At 73.2% G+C, this 21,689-nt stretch carries 22 protein-coding genes; 9 read left to right on the forward strand and 13 right to left on the reverse strand.

Annotated features, from left to right (window positions below; all coding sequences use genetic code 11):
• Window positions 1-1,309, reverse strand: a 1,309-nt coding sequence (locus AB0J97_RS34505) for an FAD-dependent monooxygenase (protein WP_364096592.1), incomplete at its 3' end; no start/stop codon positions are given.
• An 84-nt stretch (window positions 1,310-1,393) separates the two neighbouring features.
• On the opposite strand from AB0J97_RS34505, the gene AB0J97_RS34510 reads away from it, so the two are divergent.
• Window positions 1,394-2,047 (forward strand): TetR/AcrR family transcriptional regulator C-terminal domain-containing protein, encoded by a 654-nt coding sequence (locus AB0J97_RS34510; RefSeq protein ID WP_364096595.1) that lies wholly within the window; start codon window positions 1,394-1,396, stop codon window positions 2,045-2,047.
• Between the two features lie 54 nt (window positions 2,048-2,101).
• Entirely contained in the window at window positions 2,102-2,725 is a 624-nt protein-coding gene (locus AB0J97_RS34515; protein ID WP_364096598.1) for a TIGR03086 family metal-binding protein, read from the forward strand.
• Window positions 2,726-2,780: 55 nt separating this feature from the next.
• Here the strand turns inward: AB0J97_RS34515 and AB0J97_RS34520 are convergent, their stop codons facing one another.
• The 3 genes from AB0J97_RS34520 to AB0J97_RS34530 form a co-directional block, all read right to left on the reverse strand.
• Window positions 2,781-3,524 (reverse strand): DUF427 domain-containing protein, encoded by a 744-nt coding sequence (locus AB0J97_RS34520; protein ID WP_364096601.1) that lies wholly within the window; start codon window positions 3,522-3,524, stop codon window positions 2,781-2,783.
• A 61-nt stretch (window positions 3,525-3,585) separates the two neighbouring features.
• Window positions 3,586-4,170: a hypothetical protein gene (locus tag AB0J97_RS34525; protein WP_357695617.1), complete on the reverse strand. Its 585-nt coding sequence runs from the start codon at window positions 4,168-4,170 to the stop codon at window positions 3,586-3,588.
• Window positions 4,171-4,247: 77 nt separating this feature from the next.
• Window positions 4,248-4,715 carry an adenylyltransferase/cytidyltransferase family protein gene (locus tag AB0J97_RS34530; RefSeq protein ID WP_357695615.1) on the reverse strand — a complete coding sequence of 156 codons (468 nt, stop codon included), beginning with the start codon at window positions 4,713-4,715 and terminating at the stop codon, window positions 4,248-4,250.
• A 207-nt stretch (window positions 4,716-4,922) separates the two neighbouring features.
• Here AB0J97_RS34530 and AB0J97_RS34535 point away from each other — a divergent pair, with 207 nt between their 5' ends.
• The gene (locus AB0J97_RS34535; RefSeq protein WP_364096606.1) at window positions 4,923-5,375 is read left to right on the forward strand and encodes an ATP-binding protein; all 453 of its coding nucleotides are present in this window, start codon (window positions 4,923-4,925) and stop codon (window positions 5,373-5,375) included.
• A gap of 20 nt (window positions 5,376-5,395) precedes the next feature.
• On the opposite strand, the gene AB0J97_RS34540 is transcribed toward AB0J97_RS34535, so the two are convergent.
• Window positions 5,396-6,370, reverse strand: a complete 975-nt coding sequence (locus AB0J97_RS34540) for a LuxR C-terminal-related transcriptional regulator (RefSeq protein ID WP_364096609.1) — start codon at window positions 6,368-6,370, stop codon at window positions 5,396-5,398.
• 136 nt (window positions 6,371-6,506) lie between these two features.
• On the opposite strand from AB0J97_RS34540, the gene thrS reads away from it, so the two are divergent.
• On the forward strand, window positions 6,507-7,742 hold the full coding sequence (gene thrS / locus AB0J97_RS34545; protein ID WP_364096612.1) for a threonine--tRNA ligase: 1,236 nt from the start codon (window positions 6,507-6,509) through the stop codon (window positions 7,740-7,742).
• A gap of 10 nt (window positions 7,743-7,752) precedes the next feature.
• Here thrS and AB0J97_RS34550 read toward each other — a convergent pair whose 3' ends face one another.
• Both AB0J97_RS34550 and AB0J97_RS34555 read right to left on the reverse strand, forming a co-directional pair.
• Window positions 7,753-8,721, reverse strand: a complete 969-nt coding sequence (locus AB0J97_RS34550) for a magnesium transporter CorA family protein (protein ID WP_357695607.1) — start codon at window positions 8,719-8,721, stop codon at window positions 7,753-7,755.
• The gene (locus tag AB0J97_RS34555) at window positions 8,721-9,434 is read right to left on the reverse strand and encodes a DUF72 domain-containing protein (RefSeq protein WP_364096615.1); all 714 of its coding nucleotides are present in this window, start codon (window positions 9,432-9,434) and stop codon (window positions 8,721-8,723) included. The genes AB0J97_RS34550 and AB0J97_RS34555 overlap by 1 nt, the downstream gene beginning before the upstream one ends.
• Window positions 9,435-9,504: 70 nt before the next feature.
• Here AB0J97_RS34555 and AB0J97_RS34560 point away from each other — a divergent pair, with 70 nt between their 5' ends.
• Complete coding sequence (locus AB0J97_RS34560; protein WP_364096618.1) at window positions 9,505-10,803, forward strand: YibE/F family protein; 1,299 nt, start codon at window positions 9,505-9,507, stop codon at window positions 10,801-10,803.
• 43 nt (window positions 10,804-10,846) lie between these two features.
• On the opposite strand, the gene AB0J97_RS34565 is transcribed toward AB0J97_RS34560, so the two are convergent.
• Complete coding sequence (locus tag AB0J97_RS34565; RefSeq protein ID WP_357695602.1) at window positions 10,847-11,704, reverse strand: NAD(+)/NADH kinase; 858 nt, start codon at window positions 11,702-11,704, stop codon at window positions 10,847-10,849.
• A 79-nt stretch (window positions 11,705-11,783) separates the two neighbouring features.
• Between AB0J97_RS34565 and AB0J97_RS34570 the strand changes: the two genes are divergently transcribed.
• On the forward strand, window positions 11,784-12,635 hold the full coding sequence (locus tag AB0J97_RS34570) for a DUF72 domain-containing protein (RefSeq protein WP_364096621.1): 852 nt from the start codon (window positions 11,784-11,786) through the stop codon (window positions 12,633-12,635).
• Window positions 12,636-12,660: 25 nt separating this feature from the next.
• Here the strand turns inward: AB0J97_RS34570 and AB0J97_RS34575 are convergent, their stop codons facing one another.
• Window positions 12,661-13,932, reverse strand: a complete 1,272-nt coding sequence (locus AB0J97_RS34575) for a cytochrome P450 (RefSeq protein ID WP_364096624.1) — start codon at window positions 13,930-13,932, stop codon at window positions 12,661-12,663.
• Window positions 13,933-14,083: 151 nt separating this feature from the next.
• Here AB0J97_RS34575 and AB0J97_RS34580 point away from each other — a divergent pair, with 151 nt between their 5' ends.
• Window positions 14,084-15,226 (forward strand): glutamate--cysteine ligase, encoded by a 1,143-nt coding sequence (locus AB0J97_RS34580; RefSeq protein ID WP_364096627.1) that lies wholly within the window; start codon window positions 14,084-14,086, stop codon window positions 15,224-15,226.
• Window positions 15,227-15,237: 11 nt separating this feature from the next.
• On the opposite strand, the gene AB0J97_RS34585 is transcribed toward AB0J97_RS34580, so the two are convergent.
• A complete protein-coding gene (locus AB0J97_RS34585; protein ID WP_364096630.1) occupies window positions 15,238-16,773 on the reverse strand; it encodes an NAD(P)-binding domain-containing protein in 1,536 nt (511 codons plus the stop codon).
• Window positions 16,773-17,333, reverse strand: a complete 561-nt coding sequence (locus tag AB0J97_RS34590; protein ID WP_364096633.1) for a carboxymuconolactone decarboxylase family protein — start codon at window positions 17,331-17,333, stop codon at window positions 16,773-16,775. The genes AB0J97_RS34585 and AB0J97_RS34590 overlap by 1 nt, the downstream gene beginning before the upstream one ends.
• A gap of 152 nt (window positions 17,334-17,485) precedes the next feature.
• Here AB0J97_RS34590 and AB0J97_RS34595 point away from each other — a divergent pair, with 152 nt between their 5' ends.
• Entirely contained in the window at window positions 17,486-17,878 is a 393-nt protein-coding gene (locus AB0J97_RS34595) for a nuclear transport factor 2 family protein (protein WP_357695590.1), read from the forward strand.
• A 34-nt stretch (window positions 17,879-17,912) separates the two neighbouring features.
• Here the strand turns inward: AB0J97_RS34595 and AB0J97_RS34600 are convergent, their stop codons facing one another.
• Window positions 17,913-18,440: a carboxymuconolactone decarboxylase family protein gene (locus AB0J97_RS34600; RefSeq protein WP_364096637.1), complete on the reverse strand. Its 528-nt coding sequence runs from the start codon at window positions 18,438-18,440 to the stop codon at window positions 17,913-17,915.
• A 330-nt stretch (window positions 18,441-18,770) separates the two neighbouring features.
• Between AB0J97_RS34600 and AB0J97_RS34605 the strand changes: the two genes are divergently transcribed.
• Entirely contained in the window at window positions 18,771-19,466 is a 696-nt protein-coding gene (locus tag AB0J97_RS34605) for an NAD(P)-binding domain-containing protein (RefSeq protein ID WP_364096959.1), read from the forward strand.
• A 25-nt stretch (window positions 19,467-19,491) separates the two neighbouring features.
• Here AB0J97_RS34605 and AB0J97_RS34610 read toward each other — a convergent pair whose 3' ends face one another.
• On the reverse strand, window positions 19,492-21,684 hold the full coding sequence (locus AB0J97_RS34610) for a SpoIIE family protein phosphatase (protein ID WP_364096639.1): 2,193 nt from the start codon (window positions 21,682-21,684) through the stop codon (window positions 19,492-19,494).
• Window positions 21,685-21,689 lie beyond the last annotated feature (5 nt).

The raw sequence follows: 21,689 nt of genomic DNA on the forward strand, positions 1-21,689 counted from the left end.
TCAGGGGCGGGGTGGCGGTCAGGGGCGGGGTGGCGGTCAGGGGCGGGGTGGCGGTCAGGGGCGGGGTGAAGCGGCCTGTGCGGGGGTCGGGGGCGGTGGGCGCGTAGTCGACGTCGGTGCCCTCGACCATGCCGGTGAAGTGCCGCTCGGCGTCCGGCAGCGCCATCACCTCCGACAGCACCTCCCGCAGCGCGTCCACCTGCGCCCCCGGACGCATCGCCGCCACCTGGGCCCGGGTGTTGCGCAGCACGCGGGCCGCCACCGGGTGACGCTCGGCGGTGTAGGTGTCGAGCAGGCTCTCCGGAGCCGCGCCCCGGGCCACCAGCGCCAGCTTCCACCCCAGGTTGACGGCGTCCTGGAGGCCCAGGTTGAGCCCCTGGCCGCCGATGGGCGAGTGCACGTGGGCGGCGTCCCCGGCCAGCAGGACGCGTCCCTTGCGGTAGGAGTCGGCGTGCCGGGTGTTGTCGCTGTAGCGGATGCCCGCCTCCAGCCGCGCGACCCCGACGTCCTCCCCCGTCACCCGGCGCAGGCTGCCGGCCAGTTCCTCGGCCGTGACCGGCGCGTCCCTGTCGGGGGAACCGTCGCCGGGGCCGCCGTCGAACTCGATGGTCGCGATCTCCCCGGGCACCAGCGACAGGTTGACGAGCCCGCCGGGCGAGCGCAGGGACGAGGTGACCGACCCCGGCCCGGTCAGCGTGGCCACGGCCGTCCTGCCGGTCATGGTCGCCGGCGTGCCGGAGAAGGCGAACCCGGACCGCTTGCGCACCACGCTCCGGCCGCCGTCGCAGCCCACCAGGTAGGGGGCCTCGACGCGCTCGCCGTCCGCCAGTGTGGCCACCGCGTGGCCGGCGTCCTGGGTGACGTCCACGACGGCGCGGCCCTGCCGGACCGGTACGCCGAGCGCGGCGGCCCGCGCGGCGAGCACGGCCTCGATCTGGTGCTGCTTGAGCATGGCGTACTCGGCGCCGCCGTGCTCCTCCAGCAGCGGCAGCCCGGCGAAGTGACCGCGCATCATGCCCTTTTTGAGCAGCTCGGTCATCATGCCGACCATGTCCGAACGGTCGGGCGCCGAGCCGGTGGCCAGCTCGTCGAACAGCCTCCACTGGGCCTCGGTCAGCGGTTCCACCAGCCCGCGCAGCTCCAGCGAGTGCAGGGTGCGCGCGTTGAGCGAGCGCAGGCCGAGGCTGCGGGTCACGCGTTCCTCGCCGGTGGCCGCCTCCAGGACCAGCGGCTCGGCGCCGCCCAGTTTGAGCTCGCAGGCCAGCAGCAGCCCGACCGGCCCGCCGCCCACGATGATCACGTCGGTCATCCCGACTCCTTACTTACGGCGTATGCTTACGTCGTAAGTAGAGCACGTACACCGTAAGCTCCGTCAAGCACGAAGGGAGAGCCGATGGCACGGCGCGAGCCGCTGAACCGGGAGAAAGTCCTCGACGCGGCCCTGGAGCTGGCGGACAGAGAGGGCCTGGAGGGGCTGTCCATGCGGCGGCTGGCCAAGGCGCTCGGCGTGGAGGCGATGTCGCTCTACAACCACGTCTCCAACAAGGCCGACCTGGTCGACGGCATCGTGGAGCGGGTGTTCGGCCAGGTGGAGCCGGCCGACCCGGGGCTGCCGTGGCAGGAGCGGCTGCGCGTCATGGCGCGCAACATGCACCGGGCGTTCAGCCGCCATCCCGTGGTCCCGCTGGCGCTGGCGACCGACCGGTCCAACCCGACCTCGCCGCACGCCCTGAGGACCCTCGACGACCTGGTCGGCACGCTGTACGCGGCGGGCTTCGACGACCTCGGCGTCTGGCGGGCGCTGACCGCCGTGAACGCCCTGGTGTTCGGCACCCTGCTGCTGTCCACCGGCGGCTTCGACGGCGCCCCCGGTCGGCACGCCGGCGAGGAGCAGGTGGGCGTCTACATCCGCGCCCTCGACCCCGAACGCCTGCCGCACTTCGCCAGGCTGCTGCGCTGGACGCGCGGCGGCGTCGACCCGGCCGCCGACTTCGAGCAGGCCCTGGACCTGCTGATCGACGGGCTTGAGAAGGCCGTCGCCAACTAGTGGAACAAACTATTCCGTTCTGCTATAGTGGAGACATACCGAAAGGAGCTCCACATGGGCGACGACATCAGCGGCTGGGACGTTCTGGACGCCGCGCACGAGGCGCTGCGCAAGGCCGTCAGCGGCATCCCGGCCGGCGGCTGGGACCTGCCCACCCCCTGCTCGGAGTGGAGCGTCACCAAGGTCTTCAAGCACGCGGTCGGCGACCAGCTCGGCTTCGCCGCCACGCTCACGGGCGAGGGCGGGCCGGCGTTCAACCCGTTCGACCCGCCCGCCGAACCGGGCGCGGACCCGTCGGCCGAGCTTGAGGACGCGCTGACGCGCGCGGCCAGGGCGTGGGCCGCGGTCGACCGCGACGCCGCCGAGGTGCCGACGCCGGTGCCGCCGAACAGGATGTCGCCGTGGATGGGCTCGACGGCCTGCGCGCTCGACGCGGCCGTGCACGCCTGGGACCTCGCCGTGGCCACCGGGCAGCCCTCGCCGCTGACGCCCGAGCTGGCCGGGCCGCTGCTGGAGGTCGCCCGGCAGATCGTCGACCCGCTGCGCCCGTGGGGCGCCTACGCCGAGGCCCTGCCGGACGTCCCCTCCGGCGACCCCACCGGCGACCCCACCGGCGACACGGCCGCCGCCCTGCTGCGCTACCTCGGCCGCGACCCGCACTGGACCCCGGCCGCCTGATCCCCGGCCGCCTGATCCCCGGCCGCCCCGCCACCCGGCGGGGCGCCCGACGGGCTCAGGAGGACTTGGTCGCCGGACGCTCCTCGCGCTCGCCGTCGACGAAGATGTCCAGCTTCTCGTTGTAGAAGGCGATCAGCCCCGCCACGCGCTCGCTCTCGGGCAGCGGCGTGCGGTAGGACCAGGCCAGGTCCTTCTTCCCGTTGACCGTCCAGTACTCCGCCGTCCCCTTGTACGGGCAGTGCGTCGCGGTGTCGGTGTGCTCCAGCAGGTCGAGCCGTACGTCCGTCTTCGGCAGGTAGTAGCGGGCGGGCAGGCCCGTCTCGAACAGGATGCGGGCGTTGCGCGAGTCGGCCACGGTGACCCCGTCGACCTCGACCCGGATGTGCCGCGAGCTCGGCAGGATGTCCACCCGCGTGTACGGGTCGCGCGCGTGCACGTAGACCTCCTCGTCCTCCTCGAACCAGGCGTCCATCGCGTCCCAGTCGAAGCGGACGTGCCCGCGGATCTCCTCCAGCGGCGAGTCGTCGTAGACCAGCGCCGCCTCCGGAGCCTCGCCGGTGCCCGAGGTGACCGTGTGGACGGCGGCGTCCCCCCTGCTCGGGGAGTGCCTGGACGTGCCGGTCGGCTTGAGCGCCGCCTCCTCGACGTCCTGGAGGGGGAAGTAGTAGGTGGGGTAGAAGGGGCCTTCCCACACCAGCAGGGCCCGGGTCGTGTCGGCGACCAGCCGGCCGCCCAGGTAGGTCCGCACGCGCTTGGCCGACCGCTCGACGCGGACCCGGCCCCGGTTCGTGGCATCCATGTTCGCGCCAACCCGCGCGGCGGCGGGGCTATTCCGGGCTGTTCCGGGCTGTTCCGGCCCCTCAGACCCCGAACAGCGCCAGCGTCGCCCACGTGGTGAGCGTGCCGGTGAACGCCCCCGCCGCGACCTGAGCCCACGTGTGATGGGCGAGGCGGACCCTGGCCCAGCACACCAGCGCCACCACGGCCGCGCCGGCGAGCGCGACGGGCAGGGCGGGCAGCACGTGCGCCAGTACCACCACCGTGCCCGCCGAGACGGCGGCGTGGAAGGAGATCTTCCAGCGGGTGGTGATCGGCACGGTCACCGCCAGGGCGACCAGCATCGCGGTCACGGTGGCCACCAGCAGCCGCGGCGCGCCGAGCACGACGAGCAACGCGAGCGCGACCAGCACGGCGGCCACGGCGGCCAGCAGCGGGCCGGTGCGCCGGGCGCGGTCGACGATGTGGTGGGAGTCGAGCCGCCCCGAACGCACGCCGATCGCGATCACCGCCGCCGGCACGCCGCCGCAGAACGCCGAGGCCATCAGCCCCCAGGCGGCCCCGGCCCATCCCTGGGCGAGCAGGCCCACGGCGGGCGGCATGACGATCACCAGCACTTGCGGTGCCAGCAGGTTCGTCACCCGCTTCGCCACCAGGTCGGCCATCATGAGAGGAAAGATTACGCGATCATGGCGCCTGCCCGTTTCAGCGACGCCCCCGGCCGTTCCCGGAGAGCCGGGGCGTCTCAGCCCTTGCCCGCCGCGTTCACGATGCGGGTCGTGGACCGGTCGGGGATGGCCGCCATCTCCCAGCACTCCGCGCCCAGGATGGCCGCCGCCGTGGCCCGCGCGCCCGCGTGCGGGTCGCCCGCCGTGTGGGCCAGCGCCCCGGGCCGCATCGGCGCGAGCAGGTCGATGTAGTCCTCGGGGCCATGGGCGTCGGGCGGCCCGGTCACCACGAAGACGCCGGACACGCAGCGCAGCGCGGCCAGCACCTCGGCCCGCTCCGCCGCCGGGTTGAACGGCCGGCTGGGCCCCTTCCACGCCCGCACGCGCGGATCGTCCTCCACGCCGACCACCAGAGGCAGCCCGCGGGCGGCCACGGCGCCCAGGTAGCGCACGTGGCCCACGTGCAGGATGTCGAAGACGCCGGTCACGACCGCCGCCCCGGGCCCGTCGTACGGCTCCACCCAGACGGCCTCCAGGCTGCTCACGCGACCTCCTCCGACGGCCGGGCGAGTAGGCTGCTGTGCACGCTTTGCTCCCCCACGGGCCTAGACGACTCGTCGATCGCAGCGTACTCGGTCGCCGCGCCCGGTCGTGCAGGCGACCTTGGGAAAGAGCATTCCTACCTTTTCGCGATAATCTCCGGGCCCCCTCTCGGGCGTCTCATGACGTCACCTGATTCGGGGGAGGTCGCCGTGGCGTCACCGGACTCGCACCATGTCGACGGGGGTGAACCGCCCGGGGCCCGCGACCTCGCGGTGCGGCTCCCGGGGGTTCCGTCGCAGGTCTCGCGGGCCAGGGGGCTCGTGACGGCGGCGCTCGGCCGCGATCATCCCTTCCATGACGACGTAGTGCTGCTCACCAGCGAGCTGGCCACGAACGCGATCCTGCACACCAGGTCCGGGGACGGCGGCTCGTTCACGGTGTCGGTGTCCAGCTCGGACACGACCGTCCGGGTGTGCGTCGCTGACGGCGGCACGGACGGCCCTCCGTGCGTGTGCCGGACGGCTCCCCAGGCGACCAGCGGCCGGGGGCTGCCGCTGATCGAGGCGCTCAGCCACCGCTGGGGGTTCGTCCGCGAGGGGGGCTCGACGACCGTCTGGTTCGAGCTGACGCGGGAACGGGTGCCCGCCGGGATGGCCCGCTGAGGGAGCCGGGGCGGGCGGCGTCAGAGGTCGAGCCGGCACAACCCTTCGGCCAGCGCCTTGGTCGTGAGCCGGGTACGGCTGTCGCAGCCCAGCTTGGCGAAGATGTGCTCCAGATGGGTGGTCACCGTCCGCACGCTCAGCACCAGGCAGGCCGCGATCTGCGGGTTGGAGTCGCCGGCCGCGACGCGGGTGAGCACGTCGACCTCGCGGCCGGTCAGGTCGTAGGGCAGCGGGCAGGGCCGTTCGGCGGCGACCGCGCCCTGCAACGACCCCTGGTAGCCGACGCCTGCCCGCAGCAGCCGCACCTCGTGCCAGCGTCCGCCGCCGTCGAGCCACAGGCCGCGCCGGCTCAGCTCGCGCGAGTCGATGAACGCCCGTGCGAAGGCCGCCATGGCGGGGTCGTCCCACAGCTCGCGCGAGACCTCGTGGCCGGGCACCGCGCGGCGCTCGCCGAGCCGGTCGAAGGCGACCGCGTGGAAGTCGGGCGGCAGCCCGGCGGGGTCGATCACGCACCTGGTGAGGTCGGTGACGTGCGCGAGCATCGGGCTCACGGCGGCGACCAGGGCGCTGGTGAGCAGCGGGAAGGCGTCCTTGGCGGCCAGGTGCAGCAGGCCGGTGTAGCGGCCGTCGTCGGCGAGGAACAGCGGCGCGGTGAGCCCGGCCCGCCAGCCGTAGGGGGCCAGGTGGCGGCGGAAGTACCGTTCGGTGCCCGGCTGCGGCATGGGCACCGGCCGCCGTCCGGCGATGGCCGCGCGGCAGGCGTCGAGGGCGGCGTACTCCTCGGCGGCGTCGCGGTCGATGCGCCGGTGGCCGTCGGAGACGACGCTGTGGTGACGCCCGGTGGCGGGGTCGAAGGCGACGAACTCGTAGGCGTCGAGCGGGACCACCCGGCGCAGCGCCGCCATCGCCGCGTGCGCGCCGCCACCGCCCGCGACCTGGTAGCCGACCTCGGCGAACGCCTGCAACTGGCGCACGCTCAAGGTGATCTCAGCCACGGCTCTTTTATATCATTTGCCATTCCTTGACCGGCTGTTGAAGATTTTCTTCACGCCGCCCGCGGTGTTAGAGTCTCCGGCATGCAGCGCGCTCTCGTCACGACGACGCCGGACACGGTCCCGGCGCGCTGATTCCATGCATCCCGGGCGGACGCCCGGGAGCTGGTCGTTCGCCCTTTTCGCGAAAAGGACGATCATGAACGACCACCGCAGACTCGGCCGCGAGCTGGAGATCTTCGGCACCGACCCGCTGATCGGCTCCGGCCTCCCCTACTGGCTGCCCGCCGGGGCCGCCGTGCGCAAGGCCGTGGAGGACTACGTCCACGAGCTCGAACGCCGTCACGGCTACCTGCACGTCAACTCCCCCGTGCTCGGCAAACGCGAGCTGTACGAACGTTCGGGCCACTGGGCGCACTACGCCGAGGACATGTTCCCGCCCATGAACGTGGGCGGCGAGGAGTTCGTGCTGCGTCCCAGCCTGTGCCCGCACCACGCGCTGATCTACCGCTCACGCGGGCGCAGCCACCGCGACCTGCCGCTGCGCGTGGCCGAGCTCGGCGGCATGTACCGCTCGGAGCTGTCGGGCGTGCTCGGCGGCCTGACCCGGGTGCGCGCCATCCAGCTCAACGACGGTCACGTGTTCTGCGCGCCGGAGCAGGCGGCGGCCGAGGTGTCGGCCGCGCTCGACCTGATCGAGGCCGCGCACGCCCAGCTCGGCATCGAGGCCGCCCGCTACCGGCTCTCGCTGCGCGGCGACGGCGACAAGTTCGTGGACGACCCCGAGATGTGGGCCCGCTCGGAGGCGATCCTGCGTGACGTGCTCGGGGAGCGCGGCCGCGCCTATGACGAGGAACGCGGCGAGGGCGCCTTCTACGGCCCGAAGATCGACATCCAGATCGCCGACCCGGCGGGCCGCGAGAGCACCCTGTCGACCGTCCAGGTGGACCTGTACCAGCCCGAGCGCTTCGATCTGGCGTACGCGGGCGGGCGGCGTCCCGTCATGGTGCACCGCAGCGTGGTCGGCGGGCTCGAACGGCTGGTCGCGCACCTGATCGAGGTGCACGGCGGCGCGTTCCCCGCGTGGCTGGCGCCCGTTCAGGCGGTCGTGCTGCCGCTGTCGGACGCCGAGCTGCCGGCGGCCGGGGACGTGCTGCGGCGGGCCGTGGCCGCCGGGCTGCGGGCCGAGCTGGCGCCGGCGGACCGGGGCAGCCTGGGGGCCAGGATCAGGGCGCACCGGCTGGTGCCGTACCAGCTCGTGGTGGGGCCGCGCGAGGTGGCCGACGGCGTGCCGGCCGTCCGTTCGCGGGACGGCCGCCAGCTGGGCCCGGTGCCGGTCGAGAGACTGGCCGAGGACTGCCGGCCCCGCTTCTGAGCCCTGCCGCTCAGAGCCAGTCCTTCTTCTTGAAGATCACGTACAGCGCCACGGACGCCACCGCCACCAGCACCGACGACACCCAGAACCCCGAGATGTCCCCGGCCCCGGGGTAGGGCACGTTCTGGCCGTAGAAGCCGGTGATGGCGGTGGGCACCGCGATGATGGCGGCCCAGCTCGTCACCCGCTTCATGATCTCGTTGAGGCGGAAGCCCTGCTGGGCCAGCCGGGTCTCCCGGACGTTGGCGAGCATGTCGCGGATCGCCTCCACCCACTCGGCGACGCGCTGGACGTGGTCGTAGACGTCCTCGTAGTAGGGGGCCATCACCGGGTCGGCGACGAGCTCCTGGTCGCGGCGGAGCAGGGTGCCGAGCACCTCCCGCATCGGCATCGAGATCTTGCGGAGCCTGGCGGTGTTCTTGCGCAGGACGTACATGGCGCGCTGGAGCTTCCTGCCGTCGCGCGGCGCGTCGTCGAACAGCGACTCCTCCATGGCCTCGGCCTGCGCGTCGAGGTCCTGGACCAGGTCGAACTGGCTGTCCACGACGTAGTCGAGCAGGCCGTGCAGCAGGAAGGGGACGCCGTGCGAGGCCAGGCGGGAGGACGCGTCCCAGCGCCTGAGCACCTCGTCGATGTCGAAGCGGTCGTTCTCGCGAACGGTCACCAGGGCGTTGCGGGTGACGAAGACGTTCACCTCGACGGGTACGAGGCGGTCCTCGTCGAGGTGGATGCCGTACACGGTGATGAACAGGTGGTTGTCGTAGACGTCCACCTTGGGGCGCTGGTGGTCGCTGAGCACGTCCTCGACGGCCAGCTCGTGCAGGCCGAGCTCCTCGCCGACCAGGTTGAGCTGTTCGGGGGTGGGCGAGCACAGATCGAACCAGACGGTGGCCTCGGGGTCGCCGACGTGGTCGGAGACCTCCTCGACGGGGAAGCCCTCCTTTTCGAGGACGCCGTTCCTGTACAGACGCGTGCGCATCAGGCGAGTGTGGCAAATCGCCGGGCATCACGCACGGCCGCTCCCCCCGGATCGTTGTTGAAGTAGACGTGGACGTCCCGCCATCCGGCCTCCGCCACCCTTCTCACCCAGCTCCGCAGCGCCGCGTCGCCGTAGGAGGGGCGGGGCGCGGCCAGGCCCTCGTGCAGGCGCACGTACCCCCAGTCGGCGGTGCGCCACAGCGGCGTCAGCGGCCGGCCGAGCCGGTCGGCCCAGCACAGCGCGGCGCCCCGGGCGAGCAGCACCTCGCGCACCTCGCCGGTCCACCAGGAGTCGTGCCGCGGCTCCACCGCCACCCGCACGCCGCCGGGGAAGCAGCCCAGGCACCGGTCAAGCAGGGCGGCGTCGGCCCGCAGCGTGGGCGGCAGTTGCAGCAGCACCGGGCCCAGCTTCTCCTTGAGCTCCCCGGCGGCCCTCATCAGGCGGGCGACCGGCTCCTCGGGCTCGGACAGCCGCTTGATGTGGGTGAGGAAGCGGCTGGCCTTGACGGCCATCACGAACCCGGCGGGCGTGCGCTCCCGCCAGGCGGCGAACGTCTCCGGCGCGGGCAGGCGGTAGAAGGCGTTGTTGCTCTCGACGGTGGGGAACTCGGCCGCGTACGTCTCCAGCCACAACCGCTGCGGCACCCCCTCCGGGTACAGCACGCCGCGCCAGTCCTTGTACTGCCATCCGGAGGTGCCCACCAGCGTCGCCACACCCGGCTCCTACCCCGGGCCGGGTGCGTTACTGTCGCAGTCCCGGAAGCCGAGGAGGATCTTTCACGCGATGGGCGCCGATCATTTCCACGCCCACGGCCACGGCCACGGCCACTCCCACGGCCCGCCCGCCGCGCCGCCGTCGCGCCGGGCGGTCGTGGCGAGCCTGGCCGTGCTGGTGCCGCTGGCCCTGGCGACGCTGGCCTGCCTGGTGTGGCTCTGGCCCGCCGCGCAGGCCGCGCAGGCCGCGCCGGACGGCCGGGACGGCCAGGAGGGGCGGGCGGTCGAGCGGGTCGAGGGCACGGTCACGTCGGTCACGCTCAGGCGCTGCCCGGCCGTCCAGGAAGGGATGCCCGTGCCCGACCCGGCCACCTGCGGCAACGCCATCGTGCGGGTCGGCTCGGGGCCCGACGTCGGCCGCGACGTCCCCCTGCGGCTGCCGGGCGGGCCGGGGGCGCAGCGGTTCACCGCGGGTGACGACGTGCTGCTGCTGCGGGCCGGCGACGGGGCCTACCAGCTCTCCGACCACGACAGGTCCACGACGTTGTGGCTGCTGGGGGGCGCGTTCGCGCTGGCGGTGATCGCGTTCGGGCGGTGGCGCGGGGTGACGGCGCTGGTGGGGCTGGCGGTGACGTTCGGGCTGCTGCTGACGTTCGTCATCCCGGCCGTCCTGGCGGGCGAGCCGCCGATGCTGGTCGCCGTCGTGGGCTCGGCCGCGATCATGCTGACCGTGCTCTACCTCACCCACGGCTTCTCCCTGACCACGTCGATGGCCGTGCTCGGCACGCTGGCCAGCCTCCTGCTGACCGGGCTGCTGTCGTACGGGGCGCTCGGCCTGGCCCGGCTCAACGGCGTCACCGACGACAGCGCGCTGACCCTGGGCATGAGCCTGTCGATCGACACCGAGGGGCTGCTGCTGGCCAGCATCATCATCGGGGCGCTGGGCGTGCTCGACGACGTCACCGTCACGCAGGCGGTGACGGTGGGCGAGCTGGCCGCGGCCAACCCCTCCTACGGCTTCGCCCGCCTGTACCGGGCCGCGGGGCGCGTCGGCCGGGCCCACATCGCCTCGGTGATCAACACGATCATCCTGGCGTACGCGGGGGCGTCGCTGCCGCTGCTGCTGTTGTTCAGCATCGGCGCGCAGCCGCTCGGCGACGTGCTGACCACGCCGGTCGTGGCCCAGGAGATCGTCCGCAGCGTCGTGGGCACGCTCGGGCTGATCGCCGCCGTGCCCATCACGACCGCGCTGTCGGCCCTGGTGGCCGCCCGCGGGGCGCGGCGGGAGGGGGCGCCGCCGGCCGACCAGTTCACCAGGCCCGTACGCACCGGGGGCCCGCTCACCCGGCCCGCCCGGCACCGCCGCTGAACGGGCCGCGTGGCCTCCTCCGAGCTGGAGCCGGAATCGAGGCTCAGCCGACCTCGGCGCTGCCGTCCACGCGCAGCTTGCGGCGGGCGCGTTCGTAGAAGGTCGTGCCGACGCGGACCACCTTGGCCGCCCCGGGCCAGGCCGTGACCGTCACGGTGTCGCCGGGGCACAGGTGGCCGACGACCCGGCCGTCCACCTCGACGGCGAGCCTGCCGCTGGTGGGCAGCACCTCCAGCGTCACCTCCTCGTCGGCGGGCAGCACCAGGGCCCGGTTGAAGGAGGAGTGGGCGGCGGCGGGCACCACGAGGATCGCCTCCACCCGGGGCGAGACGATCGGGCCGCCGGCCGAGAAGCTGTAGGCGGTGGAGCCGGTGGAGGTGGCCACGATCACGGCGTCGGCGGACAGGCTCACGAACGGGCTGCCCGACGGGGTCACCGATACGCCGGCCAGCCCCTCGCCGGGGATGCGCACCAGCGCGATGTCGTTGAACGCCGTCACCCCGACCCCGGCGACCTCGCTCCTGATGGCCATCCGGGGCTCGATCGTGTACTCGTGGCGGTCGATGGCCGACAGCGTGCCGGCCAGCTCGTCGACGTCGATCTCGGCCAGGAACCCGAGCTTGCCCAGGTTCACCCCCAGGATGGGCGTGGGCCGGCCGGCCAGCAGCCGCATGGTGCGCAGCATCGTGCCGTCGCCACCGAGCCCCACCAGCAGGTCGGCCCGCTCGACGAGGGCGACCGCGTCGACCGGGACGGCGCTGCAGTCGATGCGCCCGACCTCCTCGGGCAGCCCGAGCACGGTGGCCCCCTTGTCCGCGGCCCAGCGCAGGATGGTGTCGATCGCCTTCTTGGAGTCGCGCTGGGGATGCAGCACCAGCCCGACCGTCCCGACCATGCCCATGCGACCAGCCTAAACGGTGACGTTCCAGTACATCGGAGGCGGGCCCTGAGCACCCGGCGGCTCCGCTAACGTCGAAGGCATGCGGCTTCATGTGGGATGCGCGATGTGGACGCACACACCGTGGAACGGACGTTTCCTGCCCCATCCGCTCCCGCCGGGAGAGCGCCTGCGCGCCTACGCCACCTGGTGCGACGCGGTCGAGGGCAACACCACGTTCTACGCCACCCCCGCCCGCGCCACGGTGGAGTCGTGGGCCCGGCAGATCGACCCCGACTTCCGCTTCGTGGTCAAGCTGCCCAAGTCCATCACCCACACCCACCGGCTGACCGGCGCCGAGCAGGACCTCCACGCCTTCCTCGACGCCATCGAGCCGCTCGGCCCGCGCGCGCACGCCCTGTGGGCGCAGTTACCGCCCGCCTTCGGACCGGCCGACCTCGGCACGCTGGCGGCCTTCCTGCGGCGGCTCCCCCGCTCCCACCGCTACGCCGTGGAGGTGCGCCACCGCGCCTTCTTCGAGGACGCCCGCCAGGCCGGGCTGCTGGAGCGGGTCCTGGCCGCGGCCGGCGCCGAGTGGGTGCCGTTCGACACCGTGACGCTGTTCCGCAGCCCGCCGACCAGCGACGCCGAGCGTGACGCGTGGACGAAGAAGCCGCGCGTGCCGCGCCGCACCCGCGCGCTCACCGGCCACCCGATCGTCCGCTACCTGGGCCGCGACTCCGTCGAGGCCACGGTGGAGGGCTGGCGGGGATGGGTGGCCACGGTCGCCGGGTGGCTGCGCGAGGGCCGTTCCCCCACCGTGTTCGTCCACACGCCCGACAACGCCGACGCGCCGATGCTCGCCCGCCGCTTCCACGACGAGGTGCGCGCCCTGGTGCCCGAGCTCCGGCCGCTGCCCGAGCCGATGCCCGCCGAGCCGCCCACGCTGTTCTGACCGGCCGCCGGAATCGTGGGCGCGCTCACCGGCCGCCCGGCCGTTCGCGCAGCGTGTAGCGGATCGGCAGCTGCTTGAGCCCGCCCACGAACGTGGTGGCCACCCAGGCGGGCTCGCCGTCGAACTCGACGCTCTCCAGCCGCGGCAGCAGCTCGGCGAACAGGGCCCGGATCTCCATGCGGGCGAGCGCGGCCCCGAGGCAGAAGTGCACGCCGGAGCCGAAGGCCAGGTGCCGGTTGGGGTCGCGGCCGGCGTCGAACCGGAACGGCTCGGCGAACACGTCCTCGTCCCGGTTGGCCGACGGGTAAGACAGCAGCACCGACTCGCCCCGCCTGACCGGCGTGCCGCGCACGTCCGTGTCGGCGGCGGCGGTGCGCATGAACTCCTTCACCGGGCTCACCCACCGGATCATCTCCTCGGCCGCCAGCGGCAGCAGCCCGGGGTCGCGGCGCAGCCGCCGCAGCTCGCCGGGGTGCCGGATGAGCGCCTCCAGGCCGCCGGCGATGGTGGAGCTGGTGGTGTCGTGCCCGGCGGTGGCGATGATCACGTAGTAGGAGGCGGCGTCGAGGTCGCTCAGCGGGCGGCCGTCCACGCGGGCGTTGGCGATCTCCGAGGCGAGGTCGCCGGTGGGCCTGGCCCGGCGGGCGGCGGTCAGTTCGCGGAAGTAGGCCAGCAGGTCGGCCAGCACGGCGGTGTGGTCCTGGGCGGTGCCGCCGCGCCGGTTGTCGCTGTCGTCCTGGCCGAACAGCTCCTGGGTGAGCCGCAGCATGCGCGGGAAGTCGGACTCGGGCAGGCCCAGCAGCGACAGGATGACGTAGAGCGGGTAGTGCACGGCGACCTGCCGGGCGAAGTCGCAGGAGCCGCCGTGGGCGGTCATGCGGTCGACGTAGCGGCGGGCCAGGTCGCGTACGCGCACCTCCAGGGAGCGCATGGCCCTGGGCCTGAACCAGTCGGCGGCGACGGCCCGCACGACGCGGTGCTCGGGCTCGTCCATGTGGACGAGCGTCTTGAGGCCGGTGCCGCGCGCCCGCTGCTCGGCCAGGCGCGCGTCGATCTCCGCGCTTCTCAGCACGGGACGCGGGGCGCTCAGCCACAGGGCCTGGTTCCGCTCGATCTCCAGCAGGTCGGCGTGCCGGGTGACGGCCCAGAAGGGGTTGTAGCCGGGCACCTCCACGCGGTGCACGGGCGACTCGCGGCGCAGCAGCGCCAGGGCCTCGTGCAGCCGGGTCTCGTCGGCGTACGCGGCGGGCGTGGCGAACACGTGCCCGGCCTCCTCCACGGACATGGTCGCGGTCACGGGCGGGCCCTCCTCTCGATGCGGGGGTAGTGCGGCCAGGAGAGCCATTCCCCCGGAGCGAGTGCGCCATTCGGCCCTCCTGCCGGGCCCGGCAGGGCAAGATCGGACGCAGCGTCCCCGCAGTCGAGTGCAGCAGTGGAGTGGAGTGGACATGACGGCTACCGCCGAGTCGTTACGGCAGGCCTCCGGCGGCGCGACCGCCCGGCTGATGGGCGTCGAGGAGGAGTACCTGGTCGTCGATCCGGCCACCCGAGCGGTGGCGCCGGGGGCGGCGGCCGTCGTCGAGCGCGCCGCGGCCGGTCTGGGCGACCGGGTCTGCACGGAGATCACGCAGTTCCAGGTGGAGGCCAAGACGGCGCCCTGCGCGAGCCGGACCGAGCTGGACGGCGAGCTGCGGCGGATGCGCGAGGTCGTGGCCGCCGCCGCGCGCGCCGAGGGCCTGGCCGTGGTCGCCTCCGGCACACCGGTGATCGGCGACGTCGTCCCGCCGCCGATCACCGAGCACCCCCGGTACGGCGTCGGCATCGACAACTACCGCGCCCTGCACGACGAGCAGGCCATCTGCGCCGGTCACGTGCACATCCACGTGCCGGACCGGGAGCAGGCCGTGCTGGTCTGCAACCACGTGCGGCCGTGGCTGCCGGTGCTGCTCGCGCTCATGGCCAACTCGCCCTTCTGGGCCGGTCGCGACACCGGTTACGCGGGCTGGCGGGTGCTGGCCTGGGGAAAGTGGCCGGTGGCCGGGCCGCCGCCGTACTTCGGGTCGCTGGAGCACTTCGAGCGCACGGTCGCGGCGCTGACCGACAGCGGCGCCCTGGTCGACCCCGGGACGCTCTTCTGGGACGTGCGCCCGTCGGCCCGGCTGCCCACGGTGGAGGTGCGGGTGGCCGACGTGCCCGCCTCCACGGCGGAGTCGGTGTTCCTCGCGCTGGTGGTGCGGGCGCTGGTCACGGTGTCGCTGATCAAGGTGGAGGCCGGCGACCCGGGCCCCGAGGTGCCCGGCGAGCTGCTGCGCGTGGCCTACTGGCGGGCCGCCAGGGACGGGCTCGGCGGGGCCGGCGTCGATCCGTTCACGGGGGCGGCGCGGCCGGTCGCCGAGCTGGTGGAGGGGCTGCTGGAGCACGTCGGGCCCGCGCTGGCGGCCGTCGGCGACCTGGAGGCGGCCGCGCGGGGATGGCGGTCGCTGCGCGCGGGCGGGGGCGGCGCCGACCGCCAGCGGGCCGCGCACGCCCGGCGCGGGGCGCTCGCCGACGTGGTCGACGATCTCGTGACCCGCTTCTCCCCCGACGCCTGAGGCCGGGTGGCCTACGGCTGGAGCCGGGCGGCCAGGAACGCGCGCAGGGGCTCGGCGTGGCGGGCCGGGTCGCGCCAGCGGGCCTGGAGGTCCTCCAGAAGGTGCTGCTCGGCGACCGGCTCGCCGTGCCGCCAGGCCCGGACGACGGGATGCAGGAAGGCGCACTCGTCGGCCCGCTCGGGGGTGGGGTGGCGCTGGATGGCGAACACGTCGGCGCGGTCGCGCGGCCCCCAGCGCAGGGTCAGCGTGAGGCACAGCTCGTCGGCGGCGAAGCGTTCGCGGGCGTAGTCCTCCGGCAGGTCCTCGTAGTGGCGCACGACGCCGCCGGGGCCCAGCACGTACGCGTCGGACAGGTACTCGAACTGGGTCCACAGCGCCGAGCTGTGGTTGACCCGGTCGAGCATCGACGCGGTCAGCGCGCCGGCGTCGGCGGGCAGCTCGCGGACCGGCAGCGGCCTGCCCTCGTAGCGTTCGAGGAGCAGGGCGGTCAGGGAGCGCAGGTTGTAGCGGAAGCCGTCGATGAACGCCGAGGAGGCCCGTTTGAAGTCGCGGGCCTGCATGAGGGTGCCGGCGAAGTACAGGCCCTCGACGTCGGCCGACTGGAAGTCGGGACGGATCGCGGGCATCCGGCCGTTGGGCGTCAGCGCGGGACGGCAGGAGTCGCCGAACAGGCCGGTGTCCATGGTGAAGCCGGTGCAGCGCAGGACGGCGTCGTAGTCGAGCAGCGCCTGCTCGCCGTCGGCCAGCGTGTACGTGATCGCGGCCCTGATCGCGCCGCCCTCGCGCCAGAGGCGGTCCACGGTGCACTCCAGGACGCCGTGCAGGGTCTTGAACCAGTAGCTGTCCAGGAAGGCGCCGTACTGGCCGCGGACGTGGCCGGGGTGCTTGCTCGTCCAGGCCAGCCGTACGGGGCTCGGGCTGGCCAGGTGGATGACCGCGGCGTGCGGGAGCAGCGCCTGGGCGGTCTCGAAGGCCGAATTGCCCTTGCCGATGACCAGGACGCGCCGGTCGGCGAACTCCTCGCCGTTGACGGGGACGTCCTCGTAACCGGTGGCCAGCTCGATGCCCGGGATGTCGGGGATGTGAGGGCCGCCCCAGCCGGTCGCGACGATCAGGCAGTCGGCGCGGACGACCTGCCCGCCGGCGTGGACGACGAAGCCCTCGCCGTCCTTCTCCACGCGCTCGACGGCCGTCGAGTACCGCACCCGCAGCCCGTGGACGCGCTGGAAGTCGGCCAGGTAGCGGACCAGGTCGTCGGCGTGCGGGAAGTACTCCTGGGAGTACTGCGGGAACATCAGGTCGGGCTCGTCGTTGAGCAGGGAGTTCCAGTCCCAGCGGAGCTGGATCTCCCTCTCCTTCTCGCCGGTGTGCACCTTGTTCAGCGAGATGAGCCGCCGGTGGCGCGGGTAGCGGCGGAAGAAGCCGCCGGGCGCGTCCTCGCGTTCCAGGGTGAGGTAGTCGGCCCCGGCGCGCTGCAGGAAGTAGCTGAGCTGCAGCCCGCCGGGTCCCGCGCCGATGATCACGAACCGGTGGCGTTCCTCGGTCATCAGCCCTGCTGTCCCGCCACCGGTGGGACGGTCGTGTAGCCGTGTTCGAGGATGCGCTGCGCGGCCAGGTCGTAGCCGGCGGGGTCGTCGGGGGCGTGCGTGCCCAGGCCGTCGACGTACCGGTTGAACATGCAGAACGCGGCCGCGATCAGCACGGTGTGGTGCAGTTCCTTGTCGGTGGCCCCTTCGGCCCTGGCCGCGGCCACCAGCTTGTCGGTGACGTCCCTGCCGCTCTGCTGCACGGCGGCGGCGATGGCGAGCAGGGCGCGGAGCTTGGGCGGGACGGGGGCCGTGTCTGGGTCGGCGCGGACCTGGTCGACCAGGGTCATCCCTTCGGGGAGCTGGGCGGCGGCGAACGCGGCGTGCGAGGCCGTGCAGAACCGGCACTCGTTGAGCCCCGACACGTAGGCCGCGATCAGTTCCCGTTCGCCGCGACTCAGCGTGCTGTCGCCTCGCAGGAGGACCTCGGCCAGCGCGTTCATCGGTGCGGCCGTCTCCGGGCTGAACTGGAAAAGTCCGCGGATCCCTGGCTCGTCGGAATCGAGGGCGATATGGGGCATGCAAGCTCCCAGCGATGCGGTTTTCTCCTAGTCTGCACACTCCTGCAAATTGCGCAAGATCTCCTTTGATCCGCCTCCTTCTTGTCTCCTGCAACTGACGCGCGTAATGTCACGGACGCCACCTAAACCCCGTTTGTGACTGGGCGGTCGTCATGGATGAGCATCCCCACATCACCGTTGCCAGCAATACCTACGACGCCATTGCCAAGGGCGACCTGGAGGACCTTCGCCGGCTGCTCGCCGACGACGTGATCTTCCATGTCCCCGGTCGCGGCCCGATGGCCCGCGACTACTCCGGCAAGGAAGCCGTGCTCGGCTACCTGGCCGAGCTGCTGCAGTCCACCACCGGCACGTTGCGCCTGGAGCCGGAGTCCTATCTCGTCGGCGGCGACCAGGTCGCCGCGGTCCTGCGCATCCGCGGCGAGCGCGAAGGCCGTTCGCTGAACGACCGCGGCATGCAGTTGTTCAGGATCACCGACGGGAAGATCAGCGAGCGCTGGAGCTTCCCGCTCGACCCCTATTCGGTGGACGAGTTCTTCGGCTGACCGCACGACGCCCGACGGCGCCGGACGGGGCCGCTCAGCCGGCCTCGTCCAGTGCCTCCGCCAACGACTCGTCGTTCCACACCTTCACGTATCCGCTGGTCAGGCGGGCCCTGTCGGCGTAGTGGCCGGGGTCGTCGGTGGCCAGCGTGGCCAGGCCGTCCACGTACCGGTTGTACATGCAGAAGGCCGCCGCGATCAGCACCGTGTCGTGGATCTCCAGGTCCGTGGCGCCCTCCTCGCGGGCCGCGCGCACGTGCTCGTCGCCGACCTCCCGCCCGCTCCGCTGGACCGCGCCGGCGATGGCCAGCAGGGCCTTGAGCTTGCCGGAAAGGGGGGCCGCCGCCGGATCGGCGCACGTCTCGTCGACCAGCGTCATGCCGTCCGGCGCGCGCACGGCGGCGAAGGCCGCATGGGTGTGGAAGCAGAACCGGCACCGGTTCAGCGACGACACGTACGCGGCGATCAGCTCGCGCTCACCGCGGGTCAACGGGCTCTCCCCGCACAGCAGCACCTCGGAGAGCAGGGTCAGCGGTTCGGCCGCCTCGGGCCGGTAGCGGAACAACCCCCGGATGCCGGGCTCGTCGGATATCAGCTGGATATGCGGACGATTCCCGCCCGCGTGATTGACGAATTCACGCCGCTCGGCGTCGCGCGAGACGGATCGTAATGCTGAATTTCCCATTCGGCCCTCCAACGTCCGTTTGCCTGCCTATGGCATCCAGTGTGCGGGTTCACCGTGCGCGGATTCCGCCACGGAACGACCAGGAAGTTGCGTACCGCTGACCACTTGATGTCAACGGCGCCGATGGAATTACCGCCCGCAATCCGGTCGCCGGGCGCTCCGGCGCGCCGACCGGGCCTCTGACCAGCGATAACAGCAGGTGACGATACCCTGGCGAACAGTAGCTGGCGGACAATCCGGGGGCAGGGCATGAAGATCGGCATCATCGGCGCGGGGAACATCGGCGGCACGCTCACCCGGCGCCTGACCGAGCTGGGACACGAGGTGGCGGTGGCCAACTCGCGCGGCCCGCAGACCCTGGCCGACCTGGCCGCCGAGACCGGCGCCACACCGGTGACCGTCGAGGAGGCGCCCCGGGGAGCCGACGTGGTCGTGGTCACGATCCCCCAGGGCAAGGTGCCCGAGCTGCCCGACGACCTGTTCGGCGACGTCACCGGCGGCCTGACCGTCGTGGACACCGGCAACTACTACCCCCAGCGCGACGGCAGGATCGACGAGATCGAGGCCGGGATGCCGGAGAGCCGATGGGTCGAGCAGCAGCTCGGCCATCCGGTGGTGAAGGCGTTCAACAACATCTACGCCGACCACCTGGGCCACGGCGGCCGCCCCTCCGGCAGCCCCGGACGCATCGCCCTGCCCGTGGCCGCCGACGACGAGCGCGGCAAGAAGATCGTGATGGCCCTGGTGGACGCGCTCGGCTTCGACCCGGTCGACGCCGGCGGGCTCGACGAGTCGTGGCGGCAGCAGCCGGGCAGCCCCGTCTACACCACCGACAAGGACGCCGAAGGCGTCAGGGAGGCCCTGTCGCAGGCCCGGCAGGAACGCACCCCGGAGTGGCGCGCCTGACCGGGGCCGGCGTCAGGGGCCGGCGTCAGGGGCGGCCGATGCGCAGCAGCATCATGGCGATGTCGTCGGCACGGTGGCCGACGGACGCCGCCGTTCCGATCATGGTCTCGGCCACGTCGGTGAGCGGCTGGTCCGGCGACGGGGCGAACCCTGCGGCCAGGCCGCCGATGGCCTCGCCGAGGTCGCGTCCGGGCACCTCGACGAGCCCGTCGGTGTAGAGGGCCAGCACCGAGCCGGGCGGCAGGTCGAGCTGGGTGCTGGCGTACTCGGTGCCGGGGTCGATGCCGAGCAGCACCCCGGGGGCGGTCTCCACCACCTGGGCGGGCTCCCCGGGCCGGCGCAGCAGTGCCGGCAGGTGGCCCGCGCCGGCCACGCAGGCCGTCCCCCGGCCCAGGTCGATGCTGATGTAGAGGCAGCTCGTGAACCGGTCGGGGGCCAGCTCGTTGAGCAGGCGGTTGGTGTGCGCGAGCACCTCGCCGGGGTTGGCCCCCGCCGTCGCGTGGGCGTGGATGGCGGTACGCACCTGGCCCATCAGCGCGGCGGCGGTGACGTCGTGCCCCTGGACGTCCCCGATGACGGCGGCGGCCACCCTCTCCTCCAGCCGGATGAGGTCGTAGAAGTCGCCGCCGATGTCCATGCCGGGCGTGGCGGGCAGATAGCGGGCGACCACCTCCAGCCCGGGGACGCCGGGCAGGGTGCGCGGCAGCAGGCTCGCCTGCAGGGACTGCGCGAACTGGTGCTTGACGTCGTAGAGGCGGGCACGCTCGAACGCCTGGGCGATGAGCCCCCCGAGGGCCGTCAGGCTGGCCCGCTCGTCGGTGGTGAACCGGTGGGGACGGTCGTAGGCCAGGATGCACATGCCGGCCGTCCGCCCGCCGACGGTCAGCGGCAAGAATGCCCAGGCCGACAGGTCGTCCGACCTGATCGCGTCCGGGTACGTCGCGCGCAGCTCGGCCCAGGTGCCGAAGAAGGCCGGCGCCCCGGCGGCGAGGGGGTGATCGGGCGCGAGCTGCACGATGGGCCGTCCCTCGTACTCCTCGACCGCCTGCTCGCTGTATCCGCGGGAGGCGGCCACGTGCGTGCGCCCGCCCTTCGATGTGAGGATGGCCAGGGCCTGCACGTGGTAGGCGGGCATCACGTGGTCGGCGACCAGGTTGATCACCTCCTGGGCGGTGACGGCCCGCGCCAGGGTGGTGGCCAGGTGCAGCATCTCGTGCAGCGCGACCAGGCGCGGCGGCCGGTCGGCTGCGGCGAGCTGGTCGGGCATGACGGGACGCGGGTCGCGGGCCATCGTGCTCGGCGTGACGCGCACGGTGACGCCGGCCAGGCCCGGATAGAGGTGGAAGGCCAGCCACTGGCCGCCCGGGTTGCGGGTGGTGAAGTAGGTGACCTCCTGGCTGACCACCGCGGCGCGGTAGCGGTCCTCGTATGCCGGATCGTCCAGCCAGGTCAGGGCGTCCCAGGGCCGCTTGCCGATCAGCTCGTCGGCCTCGGCCTGCAGCAGCTCCTCGGCGGGGGCGGTGAGCAGGACGAGCCGGCCCTCGACGTCGAGCATGCAGTAGCCCTCGGGAAGCCGGTTGAGGCAGGTCAGCAGGAGGTCGTCGCCGCCGGGCGGCTCCCTGGTCAGCACGCGCGGCTGGTGCCCCGGCGGCACCGGCCGGTCCCCGCGTGGGACGATCTCGGCCAGGTCGGCGCAGGTGGCGGTCAGGACGTCGAGGTGCCGCCGGGTGGGCCGGCCCGCCGGGGCGGGCGGCCAGAGCAGCATCATGGCCCCCCGCACCTCGCCGTCGCGGTCGACCAGGGGCGCGGCGGCCAGCGCGAACCCGTACGGGAAGGCCAGCGCCACGAGCGGGAACTCGCGGGCCATGGACTCCCGGTCGGGCACCCACACCAGCCGCCGCTGCCGCACCGCCAGCGCGATCGGCGACTGGTCGGTCGTCCTGACCAGGACCCACGAGCGCGAGAAGGGCTCGGGGAGCCCCGACTCGGCCTCCATCATCAGCAGGCGCCCGTCCTCGGCCAGGGCGAAGAGCACGCACACGTGCGCCTGCGTGCTGATGGCCGCGCCGAGCAGCAGCCTGTCCTGGTGCGCGTCGCGGATCAGGCCGCCACCGTCACCACCACCGTCGCTGCTGCCGCCGCCTTCACCGTCTCCGCCATCGGCGCCGTTGCCGTGCGGCGGGTCGGGAGGTGGCGGCTGGTGGGGGATATCTCCCATGAAAT

The organism is Nonomuraea sp. NPDC049607 (genome assembly GCF_040675375.1).
In the GTDB taxonomy this organism is placed as follows: Bacteria; Actinomycetota; Actinomycetes; order Streptosporangiales; family Streptosporangiaceae; genus Nonomuraea.